General features: G+C 41.7%; 15 protein-coding genes. All 15 read left to right on the forward strand.

All coding sequences use genetic code 11. From position 1 onward, the window contains the following. Positions 1 to 3 precede the first annotated feature (3 nt). The 15 genes from CSV63_RS07815 to CSV63_RS07885 all read left to right on the forward strand — a co-directional run bounded on the left by CSV63_RS07815 (position 4) and on the right by CSV63_RS07885 (position 14,672). Positions 4 to 1,506: a pilus assembly PilX N-terminal domain-containing protein gene (locus CSV63_RS07815; protein ID WP_099695332.1), complete on the forward strand. Its 1,503-nt coding sequence runs from the start codon at positions 4 to 6 to the stop codon at positions 1,504 to 1,506. Positions 1,507 to 1,526: 20 nt separating this feature from the next. Then, the gene (locus CSV63_RS07820) at positions 1,527 to 2,996 is read left to right on the forward strand and encodes a VanW family protein (protein WP_099695333.1); all 1,470 of its coding nucleotides are present in this window, start codon (positions 1,527 to 1,529) and stop codon (positions 2,994 to 2,996) included. A 15-nt stretch (positions 2,997 to 3,011) separates the two neighbouring features. Next, positions 3,012 to 4,676, forward strand: a complete 1,665-nt coding sequence (locus CSV63_RS07825) for a GspE/PulE family protein (protein ID WP_099695334.1) — start codon at positions 3,012 to 3,014, stop codon at positions 4,674 to 4,676. 11 nt (positions 4,677 to 4,687) lie between these two features. Then, the gene (locus CSV63_RS07830; RefSeq protein WP_099695335.1) at positions 4,688 to 5,725 is read left to right on the forward strand and encodes a type IV pilus twitching motility protein PilT; all 1,038 of its coding nucleotides are present in this window, start codon (positions 4,688 to 4,690) and stop codon (positions 5,723 to 5,725) included. A 2-nt stretch (positions 5,726 to 5,727) separates the two neighbouring features. Next, positions 5,728 to 6,939, forward strand: a complete 1,212-nt coding sequence (locus tag CSV63_RS07835) for a type II secretion system F family protein (RefSeq protein WP_099695336.1) — start codon at positions 5,728 to 5,730, stop codon at positions 6,937 to 6,939. A gap of 118 nt (positions 6,940 to 7,057) precedes the next feature. After that, positions 7,058 to 7,528 (forward strand): type II secretion system protein, encoded by a 471-nt coding sequence (locus CSV63_RS07840; protein ID WP_099695337.1) that lies wholly within the window; start codon positions 7,058 to 7,060, stop codon positions 7,526 to 7,528. A 94-nt stretch (positions 7,529 to 7,622) separates the two neighbouring features. Beyond that, a complete protein-coding gene (locus tag CSV63_RS07845) occupies positions 7,623 to 8,063 on the forward strand; it encodes a type II secretion system protein (protein WP_099695338.1) in 441 nt (146 codons plus the stop codon). Between the two features lie 192 nt (positions 8,064 to 8,255). Then, the gene (gene pilM / locus CSV63_RS07850) at positions 8,256 to 9,248 is read left to right on the forward strand and encodes a type IV pilus biogenesis protein PilM (RefSeq protein WP_099695339.1); all 993 of its coding nucleotides are present in this window, start codon (positions 8,256 to 8,258) and stop codon (positions 9,246 to 9,248) included. Between the two features lies 1 nt (position 9,249). Beyond that, positions 9,250 to 9,945 carry a PilN domain-containing protein gene (locus CSV63_RS07855; protein ID WP_099695340.1) on the forward strand — a complete coding sequence of 232 codons (696 nt, stop codon included), beginning with the start codon at positions 9,250 to 9,252 and terminating at the stop codon, positions 9,943 to 9,945. Beyond that, on the forward strand, positions 9,938 to 10,624 hold the full coding sequence (locus tag CSV63_RS07860) for a pilus assembly protein PilO (protein WP_099695341.1): 687 nt from the start codon (positions 9,938 to 9,940) through the stop codon (positions 10,622 to 10,624). The genes CSV63_RS07855 and CSV63_RS07860 overlap by 8 nt, the downstream gene beginning before the upstream one ends. A gap of 11 nt (positions 10,625 to 10,635) precedes the next feature. Then, positions 10,636 to 11,391 carry a prepilin peptidase gene (locus CSV63_RS07865; protein WP_099695342.1) on the forward strand — a complete coding sequence of 252 codons (756 nt, stop codon included), beginning with the start codon at positions 10,636 to 10,638 and terminating at the stop codon, positions 11,389 to 11,391. Between the two features lie 91 nt (positions 11,392 to 11,482). After that, positions 11,483 to 12,109: a hypothetical protein gene (locus CSV63_RS07870; protein WP_099695343.1), complete on the forward strand. Its 627-nt coding sequence runs from the start codon at positions 11,483 to 11,485 to the stop codon at positions 12,107 to 12,109. An 85-nt stretch (positions 12,110 to 12,194) separates the two neighbouring features. Beyond that, positions 12,195 to 12,791, forward strand: a complete 597-nt coding sequence (locus tag CSV63_RS07875) for a Maf family protein (RefSeq protein ID WP_099674572.1) — start codon at positions 12,195 to 12,197, stop codon at positions 12,789 to 12,791. Then, positions 12,791 to 13,489, forward strand: coding sequence for a RadC family protein (gene radC / locus CSV63_RS07880; RefSeq protein WP_099695344.1), 699 nt, complete (start codon positions 12,791 to 12,793; stop codon positions 13,487 to 13,489). Before CSV63_RS07875 ends, radC begins: the two co-directional genes overlap by 1 nt. Positions 13,490 to 13,658: 169 nt before the next feature. After that, positions 13,659 to 14,672, forward strand: a complete 1,014-nt coding sequence (locus tag CSV63_RS07885) for a rod shape-determining protein (protein WP_099695345.1) — start codon at positions 13,659 to 13,661, stop codon at positions 14,670 to 14,672. The last annotated feature ends 19 nt before the right edge of the window (positions 14,673 to 14,691 follow it).

The raw sequence follows: 14,691 nt of genomic DNA on the forward strand, positions 1-14,691 counted from the left end.
CGTGTGCAATTACCTAAAAATGAAAAAGGCTATGCATTAGTGATTGTCTTGCTTGTCATCATATTTATCATGATTGGTAGTGCTGTTTTCATGAGGGGATCGATTAGCAATGCTAAACAACAACGTATTGTAGATGACAACAATCTGGCATATACTGCTGCTGAAATGGGTGTAGATTATTACAAATGGCTGTATATTAATAAATTCAAAGCAGAAAGAGGTAAAATTTGGAGCAACATGAAGCTGGCCTATGAAAGCGATAAGGTCATGATAAATAACAAAAATATAACACCTGAAAAAAAGCAAGAAGAGCTTAAGCAAGCGGCAAAAAACCGGCAAAATCAAATGGTTGATCAACTTCTCAACCTGCACTTCGCTAATCTTGAAAAAACGAAGCCAGATACAACCGATTCTTTACATTATAGTATTTTAGAACCTGTAAACTATACTAGAGTAAAAGATTCCGCGGATAGGGATATTGGTTTACTAGTCAAAGGTAAAGTTCTGGGGGAATATGGAAAAGGAAGCAAACGAGCAAAAAATTTGGATTTTGAGCTACTATTTGATTTTCCATTACTAGTTGAGGACAGTACTTCCAACCCACCAATTAATGGAGAGGATTCTTTGACAATTCCCGTTGTGAACATTCCAAGTTTAATTGAAAACAATAAGCAAACTAAACCATGTACTACTAACCCTAACAATGAAAAATGCTTGGGACAGAAATCTATTGATACTCATTTTACTGCAATAAATTCCATTGTGTATTTTCCATTCGGTTATACAAAAGGAAATGGTAATATCGGAATAGATTTTAAGAATACACAAATATATTCAAAAGGAAACATCGAGCTGCCTAATATGAATACTATGAATAACATAACCATGTATGCTGAGGGGAATATTGAACTGAAAAATTTAAATGGAGCAAATCAAGCAAATTTGTATACAACTGGAAATATAGAATTTAAGAATGCTAGCTCAGGCTATTCAAATTCCATACTTTATGCAGTAGGAGCTATGGATGGAAAAAATACCGAATTTAAAAACATGAAAATAGTTGTCGGCGGTAACTACACTGGAGAGAAATTTGTGCTAACTAGCAAGTCAATTATGGTAGTTGGTAAAGAACTCACAATGAAGAAAGCAGGCTCTATACAGAATTCCAACTTAGTTGTTAAAGGAAATTTAGTTGTAGAGAAGTCGCTTGCCATTAAAAACAATTCAAAGGTTTGCGTCGGTGGAAATATTGATTTTAATAATATAGATCTGAAAACAATGGATTCAAATAGCAAAATTTATTTTGTGGAGGAAAAAGCTAAACCCCAAAGTATTATTGGCAAATACCCAAACTTAATTCCGATGAAAGAAGCTGTATTTAAAACTAATCCACAAGCGTTATATGATAACTGTGTTGGCAGTGGAAGTGGAAGCGGAAGCGGCAGTTCTGGCATTTCAGATAACCCTAATTGGGAGCCTCCTGAAATCGAAGTTACATATAATTAATCAAAGTCAGGAGATTTACTATGAAACTAAAACAATACAAAATTAGCCTCGTCATAAGTGCACTATTACTAGCCATCTCCGCCATTTTCGCCCAACAAGCTTACGCTGGCGACGGCTTCTTCTCAAACTTTAAAAAGTTTAGCAAACACACATATGCAGGACCGTTTGACATTTCAAAGCGTAATCGTAAAGAAGCGAAGGAAAAATTAGTAAATGATTTTTTAGAGCTTGAACAAACTTTATCAGTACAACTAATCGTACAAGATCTTCAAATAGACATACCAGCAGATATAGTACATTTTGATCCAGATGCAACACTAAACGTAGCAAAAAGTGGAGTAGATAATTCATTAATCGCGAATGTCTCTCGAGAAGGGCTTCGTACGGTGATGAAACAAAATTTCCATTCGCTTTCATTTAGTGAAGATGATGTGGAAAAAATAGCCGCACAACTAGAAGTTCAGCTACGAAGCGGTATTATGCCACAACAAGTATATATAGCGAATTTTATACCCGAGCTGTACGAGCAGAAACAAGTGATTGCTACTGCCGCATATGAAGTGGATGAGCTAGAAAAAGGTTTGCGTTTATTGATGGACGATTTGAATGGTTTAGATATTCAGCCGAATTCTACCTTTTCATTCCGTGAATTTTTGGATGGTAAAGTGTCTGCTAGTGCGACAGATGTACAGATGACTATTATGGCTTCTCTCCTATATAAATCCGCATTGCAGACGAATTGGGTAATAGATGAACGCAATATTTCTTCTGAATTACCTGCGGGCGTTGAACCAGGATTTGAAGCTGCGATCAATCGTAAGCTCGATTTAGATTTCCAGTTCACGAATCCCAACCAAACCGTCTTTACGATTCGTACGGCTTGGACAGGCGCTCAATTGGAACTGTCGATTGAAGGTCTACCGTTTGTGCATCGTTACGATACCGAAGTGGAGAAAATCACAACGTATGATCCGAAAACGGTTATCCGTTATAGCGCTTTTGTAAATGCAGGTGCGATTGAAGTGGTGGATAAAGGCAAGAAAGGCATGGAAGTTGCGGTTATACGGAATATTCTATTGAATGGTTCATTGGAAGAAATAGAAGATGTGTCAATTGATTTCTATGCGCCTAGACCGATTATTGAACGACATAGTTTAAAAAAGGTAGTAGAGAAAGTTCCTGAAAGTAATGTGGATAGTGCTTCTAGCAATACCGATGGAAACACATCAGGTAATGGCTCGACAGATAACCCGTCTACTTCATCTGATGGGAAAGGTTCGACTTCTTCAAATGGTGGCGGATCAGGTAGCGATGGAAGCTCAGGATCAGGCAATACGAGTTCTTCTTCAGGTAATGGAACGGGGAGCAGCGGATCGGGATCTGGTTCAAGTAACACAAATGTCCCGACTGGAAAAGGTGATGTGAACTATGATTACGATAAAGGTGGCAATCTTATAAAGGTCGACAAGAATGGGAATCCAATCGATTGATAGAGGGGGATTGAGATGGCGACAACTAGAAAGCGTCTTGGAGATTTATTGATAGAATCCGGCTTGCTGACGGACGAACAGTTAATGAGTACGTTGAAAGAAAAGACTCGCGATGAGCGACTAGGTGATGCGTTACTGCAACGTGGGTACATTACGGAGCAACAGTTGATCGAAGTGTTGGAGTTCCAGCTAGGCATTCCTCATGTCAACTTATTCCGTTATCCGTTTGATCCGAAGTTGTTTAATATTGTACCTAAAAGTTTAGCGCAGCAAAAAATGATCGTTCCGTTGAAAAAAGATGGAGATAAATTATTCGTCGCCATGGCGGACCCGATGGATTATAACACGATTGAGGATTTACGGTTGTCTACTGGTTTCCATATAGATACTGCCATCGCATCAAAAGACGATATTACACGAACGATCACTAGATATTATGATGAATTATTTGATGACTTGCTGTTTGAAGAACCTGAAACAACTGCGAGTCAGACAGAGCAACAAGATGATATCGTAGATAATGATTCTCCTGTTGTACGTTTAGTGAATCAGATTATTTCTAGTGCGGTTTCTATGAAGTCGAGTGATATTCATATTGATCCGCAAGAACACCAAGTCATTATCCGCTTCAGAATTGATGGGAAACTGCAGACTGAACGGGTCTTGCCGAAGCATATGCAGGCTATGCTTCTAGCCCGAATCAAAATCATGGGAAATTTGAACATTACGGAATCACGCATGCCACAGGATGGGCGTATCAAAGTCATGATTGATTTCCGTCCAATCGACTTGCGGTTATCGACTTTACCGACAGTTTTTGGTGAAAAAGTCGTTATGCGTATTTTGGACTTGAGTAGTTCATTGAATGATATGACAAAGCTTGGTTTCGGTTCAACGAATCTAGAGCGTTTTCTTGGAGAAATTGAAAAGCCGAACGGTATTGTGTTGATTTCTGGACCCACTGGTTCGGGTAAATCATCCACGTTATATGCAGCGTTGAATCGGTTGAATAGCGAAGAGGTAAATATTATTACGATTGAAGATCCCGTGGAGTATCAGTTGGAAGGAATTAATCAGATTCAAGTAAATACGAATGTCGGATTAACGTTTGCAGCAGGGTTACGTTCTATATTGCGTCAAGATCCAGATGTGGTCATGGTAGGAGAAATTCGGGATAAAGAGACGGTAGAAATTGCGATACGTGCTTCATTGACAGGACATTTAGTTTTGAGCACGATCCACACGAATGATTCAGTTGCATCTATATCACGGCTACTTGATATGGGTGTGGAGCCATTCCTTTTGACTACCTCTCTTAATGCCATTGTAGCTCAACGATTGATCCGTCGTGTATGCCGAGACTGCGGTACTACACAGCTAGCTACTGATCGTGAAAAAGAAATTTTCGCTAGACGTGGGAAAACGATTGAAACAATTCATCGAGGTGCGGGTTGCTCGGCATGTAATATGACAGGATACCGTGGAAGGATTGCGATTCATGAAGTATTAATCATCAATGCTGAAATGCGTAATGCGATCAATAATAGCGCATCGCCTACTGTATTCCGCGAAATCGCAGAGAGAAGTGGAACGATATTTCTGATAGATGATGGTTTGGAAAAAGTGAAACAAGGCATTACAACTACTGAAGAAGTGTTGAGGGTGGCCTTGATAGATTAGGAGTGTTTGCGGTGACTGAAAGAATTGATCAATTATTAACTGAAGCCTTTACTATCAAAGCGTCTGATATTCATTTAACTGTTGGCGTGCCTCCAGTTTTCCGAGTGCATGGTGATTTAAAACGATTTGGTGAAACCGTTATGACGGAAGAAGACACAAAAGAAATTGCGTATCAAACGATTCCAGAAAAAATGATTCCTGCATTTAAAGAAGCTGGACAGATTGACTATTCTTATGAAATCGCTGGCGTTTCTCGTTTCCGTGTCAACGCATTCCAACAACGCGGTGCGATATCGTTAGCATTTCGGACGATTCCTACAAAGATTCCTACAATCGATGAGTTGAATATGCCAGGAACGTTAAAGAGTTTATCTGACACTGCACAAGGATTAATTTTAGTTACAGGGCCCACTGGTTCAGGTAAGTCCACAACACTTGCGGCAATGATTCGTTATATGAATGAAACGATGCGAAAGCATATTATTACGTTAGAAGATCCAATTGAGTATATGCATGAGCACGGCTCTTCTATTATCGATCAACGGGAAGTCGGTTTTGATACAGTATCGTTTGCGGACGGCTTACGTGCTGCGTTGCGTCAAGACCCCGATGTGATATTAGTAGGTGAGATGCGTGACTTGGAGACGATTTCTACGGCTATCACTGCTGCGGAAACCGGTCACTTAGTTCTGGCAACTTTACACACATGGAGTGCCGCTTCGACAATCGATAGAATTATAGACGTATTTCCTCATGGGCAACAGGCACAAATTCGCGTGCAGTTGGCAGGTGTTTTGAAAGCAGTCGTTTCTCAGCGTTTATTCCAGACGATGGATAAGCAAGGAAGACGTGCGGCGACAGAGATTATGATTAATAATCCTGCTGTGTCGAACTTGATACGATCTGAGAAAATTCACCAGATCCCGAACGTCATTCAGACAAGCCGTGCACTTGGAATGCATATGATGGATCACTCAGTGAAGAATTTGATGGAACAGAGAATCATTTCGTATGAAGCGGCATTACCGTTTTTGCAAGGGGATGAGTAAGAGTGGCTCGTTTTACATATGAAGGGCGAGATGCAAAAGCGATTCGCCGTGGTACGGTGACCGCTACGAATAAGCGAGATGCAGCGATTAAGCTTAAAGATCAAGGGATTCGTGTGGTCAGTCTTGTCGAGCAGAAAGAAACGATGCTGACGAAAGATATTACGATTGGTAGTCCGGTTAAGCGGGATCAATTGATTATGTTCTTACGACAGTTTTCTACTCTTCTTCAAGCAGGGGTTACGATTGTGGATGCGGTGAGAATTCTATCTATGCAAGTGGAGCAGGCGGCATTTCGAAAGATCTTGACCGCGGTTCAGGAAGATTTACGCACTGGCACAGCGTTATCTATAGCATTCGGAAAACATCCTAAAGTTTTTGAGCCGTTGATTTTAAACATGGTGGCGGCAGGAGAAGTTTCTGGTACGGTGGATGAATCATTGGATCAATTAGCGGAGCATTTCGAGAAGGCGTACCGTACAAGACAAAAAGTCACATCGGCGATGGCCTATCCAGTAGTAGTAGGCATTATAGCAATCGCCGTAGTTATTTTTCTTCTATGGTTCGTCGTACCAATGTTCGTGGATATGTTTGACAGCATAGGTGGACAATTACCTTGGCTAACTCGAGCGGTTATGGCAGCGAGTGAATGGATTGCCAACTACTGGTACTTGTTGATTCTTATAATTTCAATTCTAGTCGTTGGATATATCTTGTTCAGAAGCAACCCAAAAGGGAAATACATTCTGGATACCATCTTGTTGAAATTACCTATATTCGGTAGCATTGCGCAAAAATCTTCCCTCGCAATGATGACGCGCACATTAAGTTCTATGTTTTCGAGCTCTGTACCAATTTTACAGGCACTGTCTATGACAGAAAGAGTGGTAGGGAATGAAGTCATTTCAAAAGTGATTGGTGAGTCTAGGGTATCAATGGAACGAGGTGGATCTTTGACGGAACCTATGTTAAATCACTGGGCATTCCCACCATTAATTCCTCATATGATTGCCATTGGAGAAGAGACTGGGTCTTTAGACACCATGTTAGCTAAAGTTGCGGATTTTTATGAGAAAGAAGTAGAGGCAGCTACAGACCGCTTAAAAGCTTTGATAGAGCCTTTAATGATTGTTTTTTTAGCTGCAGTAGTTGGGACTATAGTCTTGGCAATCATGTTACCGATGTTTAGCATGTTTGAGCAGATAGATAATTTGTAATGGAAATAACAAAAGTTATTAATAATTTTAAGTTTTTTTCAATTAAACTAGTGTTAATTTACTAGTGTCTTTGGTATACTATACTCATAGAGTACGATAAACAAAAGGAGGAAATTATATGAAAAAGTTTATGCAGAAGAAATTGAATGACAAGGGACTAACACTTGTCGAGCTATTGGCGGTTATTGTTATTTTGGGTATTATTGCTGCGATTGCAGTGCCGGCTATTGGGAATATTATTGAAAACACGAAGTATAATGCGGTGAAGTCGGATGCGTTGAATGCTTTGAGTGCAGGAAACCTATACTATGCTGAACAACCGAAAGAAACAAAAGTTACAATTGAACAGCTTGTTGAGCGCGGTTATCTTGATAATAAGGGCAAATTACTAGATACAGTAAGTGTTGATAAAGCTGTAGAAAAAAACAAATTATCAATTAGCGGTAACTCAGAAGAATATGCTGGTGTAAAAAAAGTGATATTTACAGCAGCTACTGTTGAATCAATTAATGCAGACACTCTAAAAGGTAGTGCAGAAGGCGATAAAACAATTACTGCAACACCGGCAGCAACACCACCAACACAATAATAATGCGTAGTTATCAGGCTAAAGGCGAAAGGCGATTACTATAATCGCCTTTCGCCTTTAATTTATAATTATATCAGGGGGACTGATAAGTGATATGAAGTTTTTAAAATCCCAAAGAGGACTTACGCTAGTCGAACTTCTTGCTGTAATTGTCATTTTCGGAATTATCGCAGCAATCGCAGTACCCGCAATCGGTAAGATAGTCCAAAACAGTCACAATAAAGCCGTAAAAAGTGAAGCAATCATAGCTTTAAATGCAGCACAATTATATTTTCTTGAAAATAATATTCAATATGCATGGGAGACAGCATCTATTCCTAACTTGGTTAAGGAAGGTTATATGGAAGACGGCGGATATTTAAATAGTTCCTCGTTCGTCACTAATGTAACACCTGCTAGAATTTGCGCCTCCGCGATGGGAAAAAGTAAAGTAGTTTTTTACGATGCGACAGCAGAGCAAATTGTGAATTCAGGAAACGAACTTAATGTAGGAAACAAAACATGTGGTGAAAACAATCAGACTTTGCCTTCTTAACTCCTTTGTGTTCTGTCTCTTGTTTAGCAAGAGATCAGAACACTTTTTGCTTAGAATCTTTATTGTTCATCTGCTTTTCTTTCCTTGGCAATCTTCCTTTCTTCCAACACATTTGCTATACTAACCATAACTAGTTCACTAGGAAATAATCACCAAACACCCCGCGTTTGCTCATCTGGAAGGAGTTCATTTATGTCGATTTTATCTAATTTAAAACGCCCACTTTCCAAACTTTCTATGTCTACATTCAGCCGTAAAAAGCGTGTGCATTCGTTAACGCTCGACGATGATGCAATTCGTTACGTGCGTATAAAGTCCTTGAATCCGATCGTTCTAGATACAGCGAAAGAGATATTGTTACCGGAACATGTCATCACGGACGGCCGAATCGCCAATGAGGACATGTTACTGGAAGTTCTGACGGAAGTTGTGAAAGATTGGAGTCTTGCGAATCGTGATGTGGCGTTTTTAGCGCCTGATACATATGTCATTATCCGTCGTGTGCCGTATCCTGAAACGGTGGATCTTGAGGATTTGAAAAGTCATTTCTTTATCGAGATTGGATCGACGATTTATTTACCGTTTGATGATCCGGTGTTTGATGTCGTTCCGTATACAGCCAATAAATCGCAGAATGAAGCGATTTTGATTGCGTCTAAAGAAAGTATTATGCAGACCTATGAGGAAGTGCTAAAGTCCGTAAAAGTGGAGCCTGTTGTGGCGGATATTGCACCGCTTTCTCTGTATCGCCTGGCACATCATGTGCACCAATTTGAGGGGTCGGAACATATTCTCCTTGCTGATTTGCGGGGTCGTAGCCTGACTGTGTCTATTTTCTATTCTCATTATCCTTTGTTCATTCGCTCGATGGAACTGGAAGTACCGCTTAGCATGGCAACAGGCGAAGAGCTAGAGCAACAAGTTGAGCCGGATACGATCGTCATGGAACTCGAGAAGCTAGCGAACTTCTATCGCTTTAATTTGGCGGAAAATGATTCCACTATTACCCATCTCGTGTGGAATGGTACATATACACAACAAGAAGAATTATTGCAGATGGTACGAGAACGTTTAACGATCGAAGCACTTCCCTTAGTGAAAGAGCCGATTAGTTGTGTGGATGGAACCGAAATTACTGCGGATTTCCACCGAGTTATTGGTCTCGCGTTGAAGGAAGAGGTGTAATATGTTAGTCGATATAAATCTGCTGCCGGAAAAGATCCGTGAGAAGGCTACTTTTCTTTGGATAGCAATTGCGATTCTTTTCGTCGCTTTCCTTAGTTGGGTTGTGCTGTATTTCATTGCACAAAAATATGATGATGAAGCGGGGAAGTTGCAACAATCCACGTATGAAATACAGAAACAACAAGAAGGCATAACGTCGCAAATGCGTTTGTCTGCATTCGGTCAGGAAAAAGAACAATTAGCAGCGACGGTCGAGTTCCTGAAAGGGTATCAATATAAAACACAACCTCTTATAGAAGATCTTTCAAAAGCCTTGCCAGATCGAGGATTTTTCCAAGAGCTAACGTTCACTGCCCCTAATGAAGTGACATTGAAAGTACAGTTTGATGACTTGATGGAGCCAGCGCTGTATCTAACCCGAGTGAAAGCTTCGTCGTTAGTGATCGACGCGACGTTCGAAGGAATTGAAACGGAAAAACTGGATATCGATGAGCGGAAGAATGTCTTGCCTAGATATTTTGCAACCTATTTTATTCAGTTTGTTGATGACCGTGCATTGCCAGGTGCAGATGCAGACGTGGATCCTGATGTGATTCAAGAACCGCAAGAAGAAACATCGGATCAACCACAGGAACCTGCCCCTGAACAACAACCTCCTGTAGATGCGAATACGGAAGGAGGCGATACGGTTGAATAAATATTTGTCTAAACGTCAGATGGAGATTGGTTTGGTCGTATTGGCGTCAATTTTCCTTATTGCACTTGTCTATTACACGGTGACGAACGTCTACTTGCCAGCGAAAGAAACCAAGGATCAGACGGCGGCTCTGTTTGCTTCAGAACGTGATGTATTGTTTTCCTTACAAAAACAATTAGCGAATCGAGATGTAAATGAAACTGTAACGTCCGCACCACTTCAAAAAGTTGTGCCTGTCATTCCGTTAGAAGATGCATTGCTGATTCGTCTGGAGAGCGCGGAAGTAAAGTCCGATAGTCGAATAGAAGAAATTAATTTCTCGAAAGAAGTATTCGACATAGAACTACTGCCGGAAAATGTACAAAATCTTGAAACGGTTTTGATGGAAGTAACACTCGCTGCAGATACATATAAGCAAGTCGATACGTTCATTTACGAGATTGAAGAAATGATTCGAATAATAAATGTAGAGACGATTCAATTCGAAGCGACTGCCGAGAAAACGGAAGAGGAATCGGATATCGGTGAAATGAAAGTTGTGATTTCATTCCATGCGTACTTCCGTCCGGATCTTGTCAATTTACAAAATGAGGCGCCGAAAGTAGATGCGCCGCCACCTGCCATGAAATTCGATCCGACGACGATCAATAAAATGACAGGTACTGAGAGAGCAGAGTAAGGAGGCAATCCATGGAATGGCTCTATAGTAGTTTTATCTTCCTTTATGGCATTACATTTGGCTCTTTTTTTAACGTAGTCGGCATACGCTTGCCGGTAAAGGAATCCATCGTGTCACCACCATCTCGCTGTACGACGTGTGATCGTAATTTGACCGCAGTGGATCTCGTGCCGGTTTTCTCTTATGTGTTCTTGCGTGGGAAGTGCCGCGGATGTAAGGAGAAGATCAGTGCTCTCTATCCCGTGATGGAGCTGATCACGGGTGTACTGTTCGTCTGTGCGTATGTACACTTCGGATTTCAATGGGAACTTGTTGTGGCATGGTTATTTATCTCCATGTTGGTTATTTTAACGGTATCCGATCTAAAATATATGTTGATTCCGAATAAAATCTTGTTGCCGTTTGGTATCGCGATTTTCATCTTGCGCTTCGTCAGTCCGCTGACGCCTTGGTGGGATAGCTTGCTCGGTGCTGCGGTGGGGTTCGGTTTGTTGCTGTTGATTGCTATCGTGTCGAACGGCGGTATGGGCGGTGGCGATATTAAGTTGTTTTTCGTGATTGGTTTGGTGCTCGGGACGATGCAGACGTTAATTACGCTGTTTCTCGCTTCATTGATAGGCGCGATTGTTGGCATGATCTTCTTGAAAAAGACGAAGCAAGGACGTAAAACACCTGTGCCATTCGGTCCTTCGATTGCGGTCGCTGCACTCATTGCGTATTTCTATGGTGCGCAGCTTGTCAGTTGGTATACAGGTTTGTTGAACTGAATCGGTAAATGTTTATGGACGAGACGACAACAGTCTCGTCTTTTTTTACGTTCATTTTGATAAGGTGGAAGAAAACTAGTGGAGTGATGGAATGAATTTCCGCAGGACGTATTCAAAGAACATTGTGATTCGGGCGTTAGTGCAAGGGATAGCGATCGGCTTGATCGCAGTACTAGTGATCGGGCTGACGATATCGACTACGGGAGAGAAAAAGGATAAGGCGAATGAGACGGTAGCGACGACTGGACCGAAGACAGACGAGCAGGAAGGAGCAGCTGAGGGTGGAGATACTATGTTCGTTAAGCAGCATGGTGTGTTTTCCAGTCAAGAGGCAGCGACGGATTTTGTGGCGGACAATCCGAGTCTTGCAAGTACGGCTATCGTGCCAGCGGGGGGACAGTTCTATGTCTGGGGTGCGGTTTGGCTAAAAGAGAGTGATGTCATTTTGAAGGAAGGCGAAGATGCATTCAAGAAGAGAATTACAGTCGCACCGGGCACTTGCAAGTCTGCAGATGCCGGCGAGGTGAAAAAAGCGTTGTTTGCTGAGGATTTATCGAAAATTGAATTGTCTAAGGGTGCAAAAGATGCGAAAAAAGGTGGAGACTTTGCGAAGAAAGTGACCGCCATTACTGCATTTACAAAGGATTCCTCTGTCGCGAGAGTACATCTGTTGGCGCATTATTCGAATCAAGACCCATGCTTCAAAATTCAATTTTGATCCCATATACGGGGGAAGAATTGAATTTTGCCCTTTTTTCAAATCGCGTGAAATAGCGTACACTAGGAAAAAGGGGGTTGTTCCAATGAAATTTAGTAGTGTAAAACCTATCGTGCTGGCATCTTCTTCACCGAGACGTAAAGAACTATTACAGCTTGCAGGAATTGATTTTATCGTGAGACCGAGCGATGTAGACGAGAATTTGCCGTTTACACCAGAAGAGCCATATGAATATGCGGTTCGTCTGTCTGAGCAAAAGGCGCTTGCGGTAGTTGAATCAGAGGAAGAAATTATCATTGCGGCAGATACGATTGTAGTGAAAGACGGCAAAGTGTTCCCAAAGCCAGAAGATGACGCGCAAGCCATTGATTTCTTAATGGAGCTGTCTGGAGAGTTACATGAAGTGATTACAGGTGTGACGATCCTTGCGAAGGGGAAGACGATACAGTTTGCTGGTTTGTCTCAAGTGAAATTTAGGAAACTGGATGAAGAACTCGTTCGTGCCTATGTGAAATCAGGAGATGCTTCAGATAAAGCAGGTGCGTACGGCATCCAAACGCAAGGGATGCTGTTTGTGGAAAATATGGTAGGCGATTATCAAAACATCGTCGGGTTGCCGATCAGTGATCTAGTCAACCGTATGCGTCAAGAAGGGTTGCTGACTTTAGAAGGTGGTGCGTAATGCCACTTGATCTAGCCCCGCAAATGATGATCCGTGATGTACATATCGCGGATAGGCCCCGGGAGCGTTTGATACGGGAAGGGGCGGACAGTTTATCCAACCAAGAGCTGATGGCAATTCTGTTGCGCTCTGGCTCACGCTCAGAGTCTGTTTTGGTACTTGCCAACCGCGTCTTGTCGACGATTGATCGTTTGCAAGATTTGAAAGAGTTGACAGTGGATGAGATGACGAAGATTAAAGGAATTGGTGAAGCGAAGGCTGTGCAGTTGTTAGCCGCAGCAGAACTCGGCAAGCGATTATATCGGGCAGCCCCGCACGAACGCTATAAGATTCGTTCACCAGAAGATGCCGCGAATTATTTAATGACGGATATGTCATCGTTGAACCAGGAACATTTCGTGGTGTTATTTTTGAATGTAAAAAATGAAGTGTTACATAAGCAGACGATTTTCATTGGCAGTTTAAATTCTTCCATAGTACATCCGCGTGAAGTGTTCCGTGAAGCTTTTAAACGGTCGGCCGCATCGATGATTATTTCGCATAATCATCCGAGTGGCGACACGACACCTTCAAGGGAAGACATCGAAGTGACGAAACGACTGATGGAAGCGGGTCAGATCATGGGTGTGGATGTGCTCGATCATATCATTATCGGCGATCAGAAATTCATTAGTTTAAAAGACAAAGGGTACATCTAAAAGCGTGAAAATTGTCGCGCGAAAGTGGAGAGACTGGGAAATCAGTCTCTTTTTCGATGTTTTTTGCAAACTGGCCGGGTGACACTGTAAATTAAGTTACCTTTCCGTTATAATGTGGTGTATGCTTTTAAGAATACCGATGATGGTTTTATAGAAAGGGAGAATTGACTTGTTTGGTTTCAGATCAAGAAACGTAGGGATTGACTTGGGAACAGCCAATACTCTAGTTTTCATTAAGGATAAAGGTATTGTGCTAAGGGAACCTTCTGTCGTAGCGAAAAATACGACGACCGGTGAGATCGTTGCTGTAGGCAGTGAAGCCCATGCCATGATCGGACGTACACCGAGTTCAGTCGTGGCAATTCGCCCGATGCGAGAAGGGGTCATTGCAGATTTTGAAACAACAACTGCCATGATTCGTCATTATTTAAAAGAAGCGCTAAAATCAGCAGGGAATTCATGGACGAAACCTACCGTTATGGTTTGTGTGCCATATGGTATTACATCTGTTGAGCAACGCGCAGTGACCGATGCTGCACGTCAAGCGGGTGCGAAAGAAGCGTATACGATCGAAGAACCTTTTGCGGCTGCAATCGGTGCGGATTTGCCCGTATGGGAACCAACGGGCAGTATGGTCGTCGATATAGGCGGAGGTACGACGGAAGTGGCCATCATTTCTCTAGGCGGCATCGTGACGAGTACTTCGATCCGTGTAGGTGGAGATTCTATGGATTCCGCTATCATAACGTATATCCGTAAAGAATATAAATTGATGATCGGTGAACGTACAGCTGAAAATATTAAAATGCAAATTGGTTCGGCGTTTGATTTAGATAAGACGGAGAAAATGGACATCCACGGTCGTGATTTATTGACAGGTTTACCGAAAACGATGGAAATTAATTCGCAAGAAATCACAAAAGCACTTCGTGAGCCAATGGATTTAATTATTGAAGGTATGAGAAAGACGCTTGAACAGACACCACCTGAATTGGCGTCAGACGTCATGGAACGTGGAATTGTCTTAACAGGTGGCGGTTCATTACTTCGTAATCTCGATAAAGCCATTTCTGAAGAAACAAAAATGCCTGCATTTGTAGCAGAAGATACGTTAGACTGCGTAGTCATTGGAACAGGTAAAGCGTTGGATAATTTAGAACTCATTAAAAAAATTCAATCATAATATTAATTGGAGGAGATGT

The sequence above is a fragment of the Sporosarcina sp. P34 genome (assembly GCF_002743375.1).
GTDB lineage: Bacteria > Bacillota > Bacilli > Bacillales_A > Planococcaceae > Sporosarcina.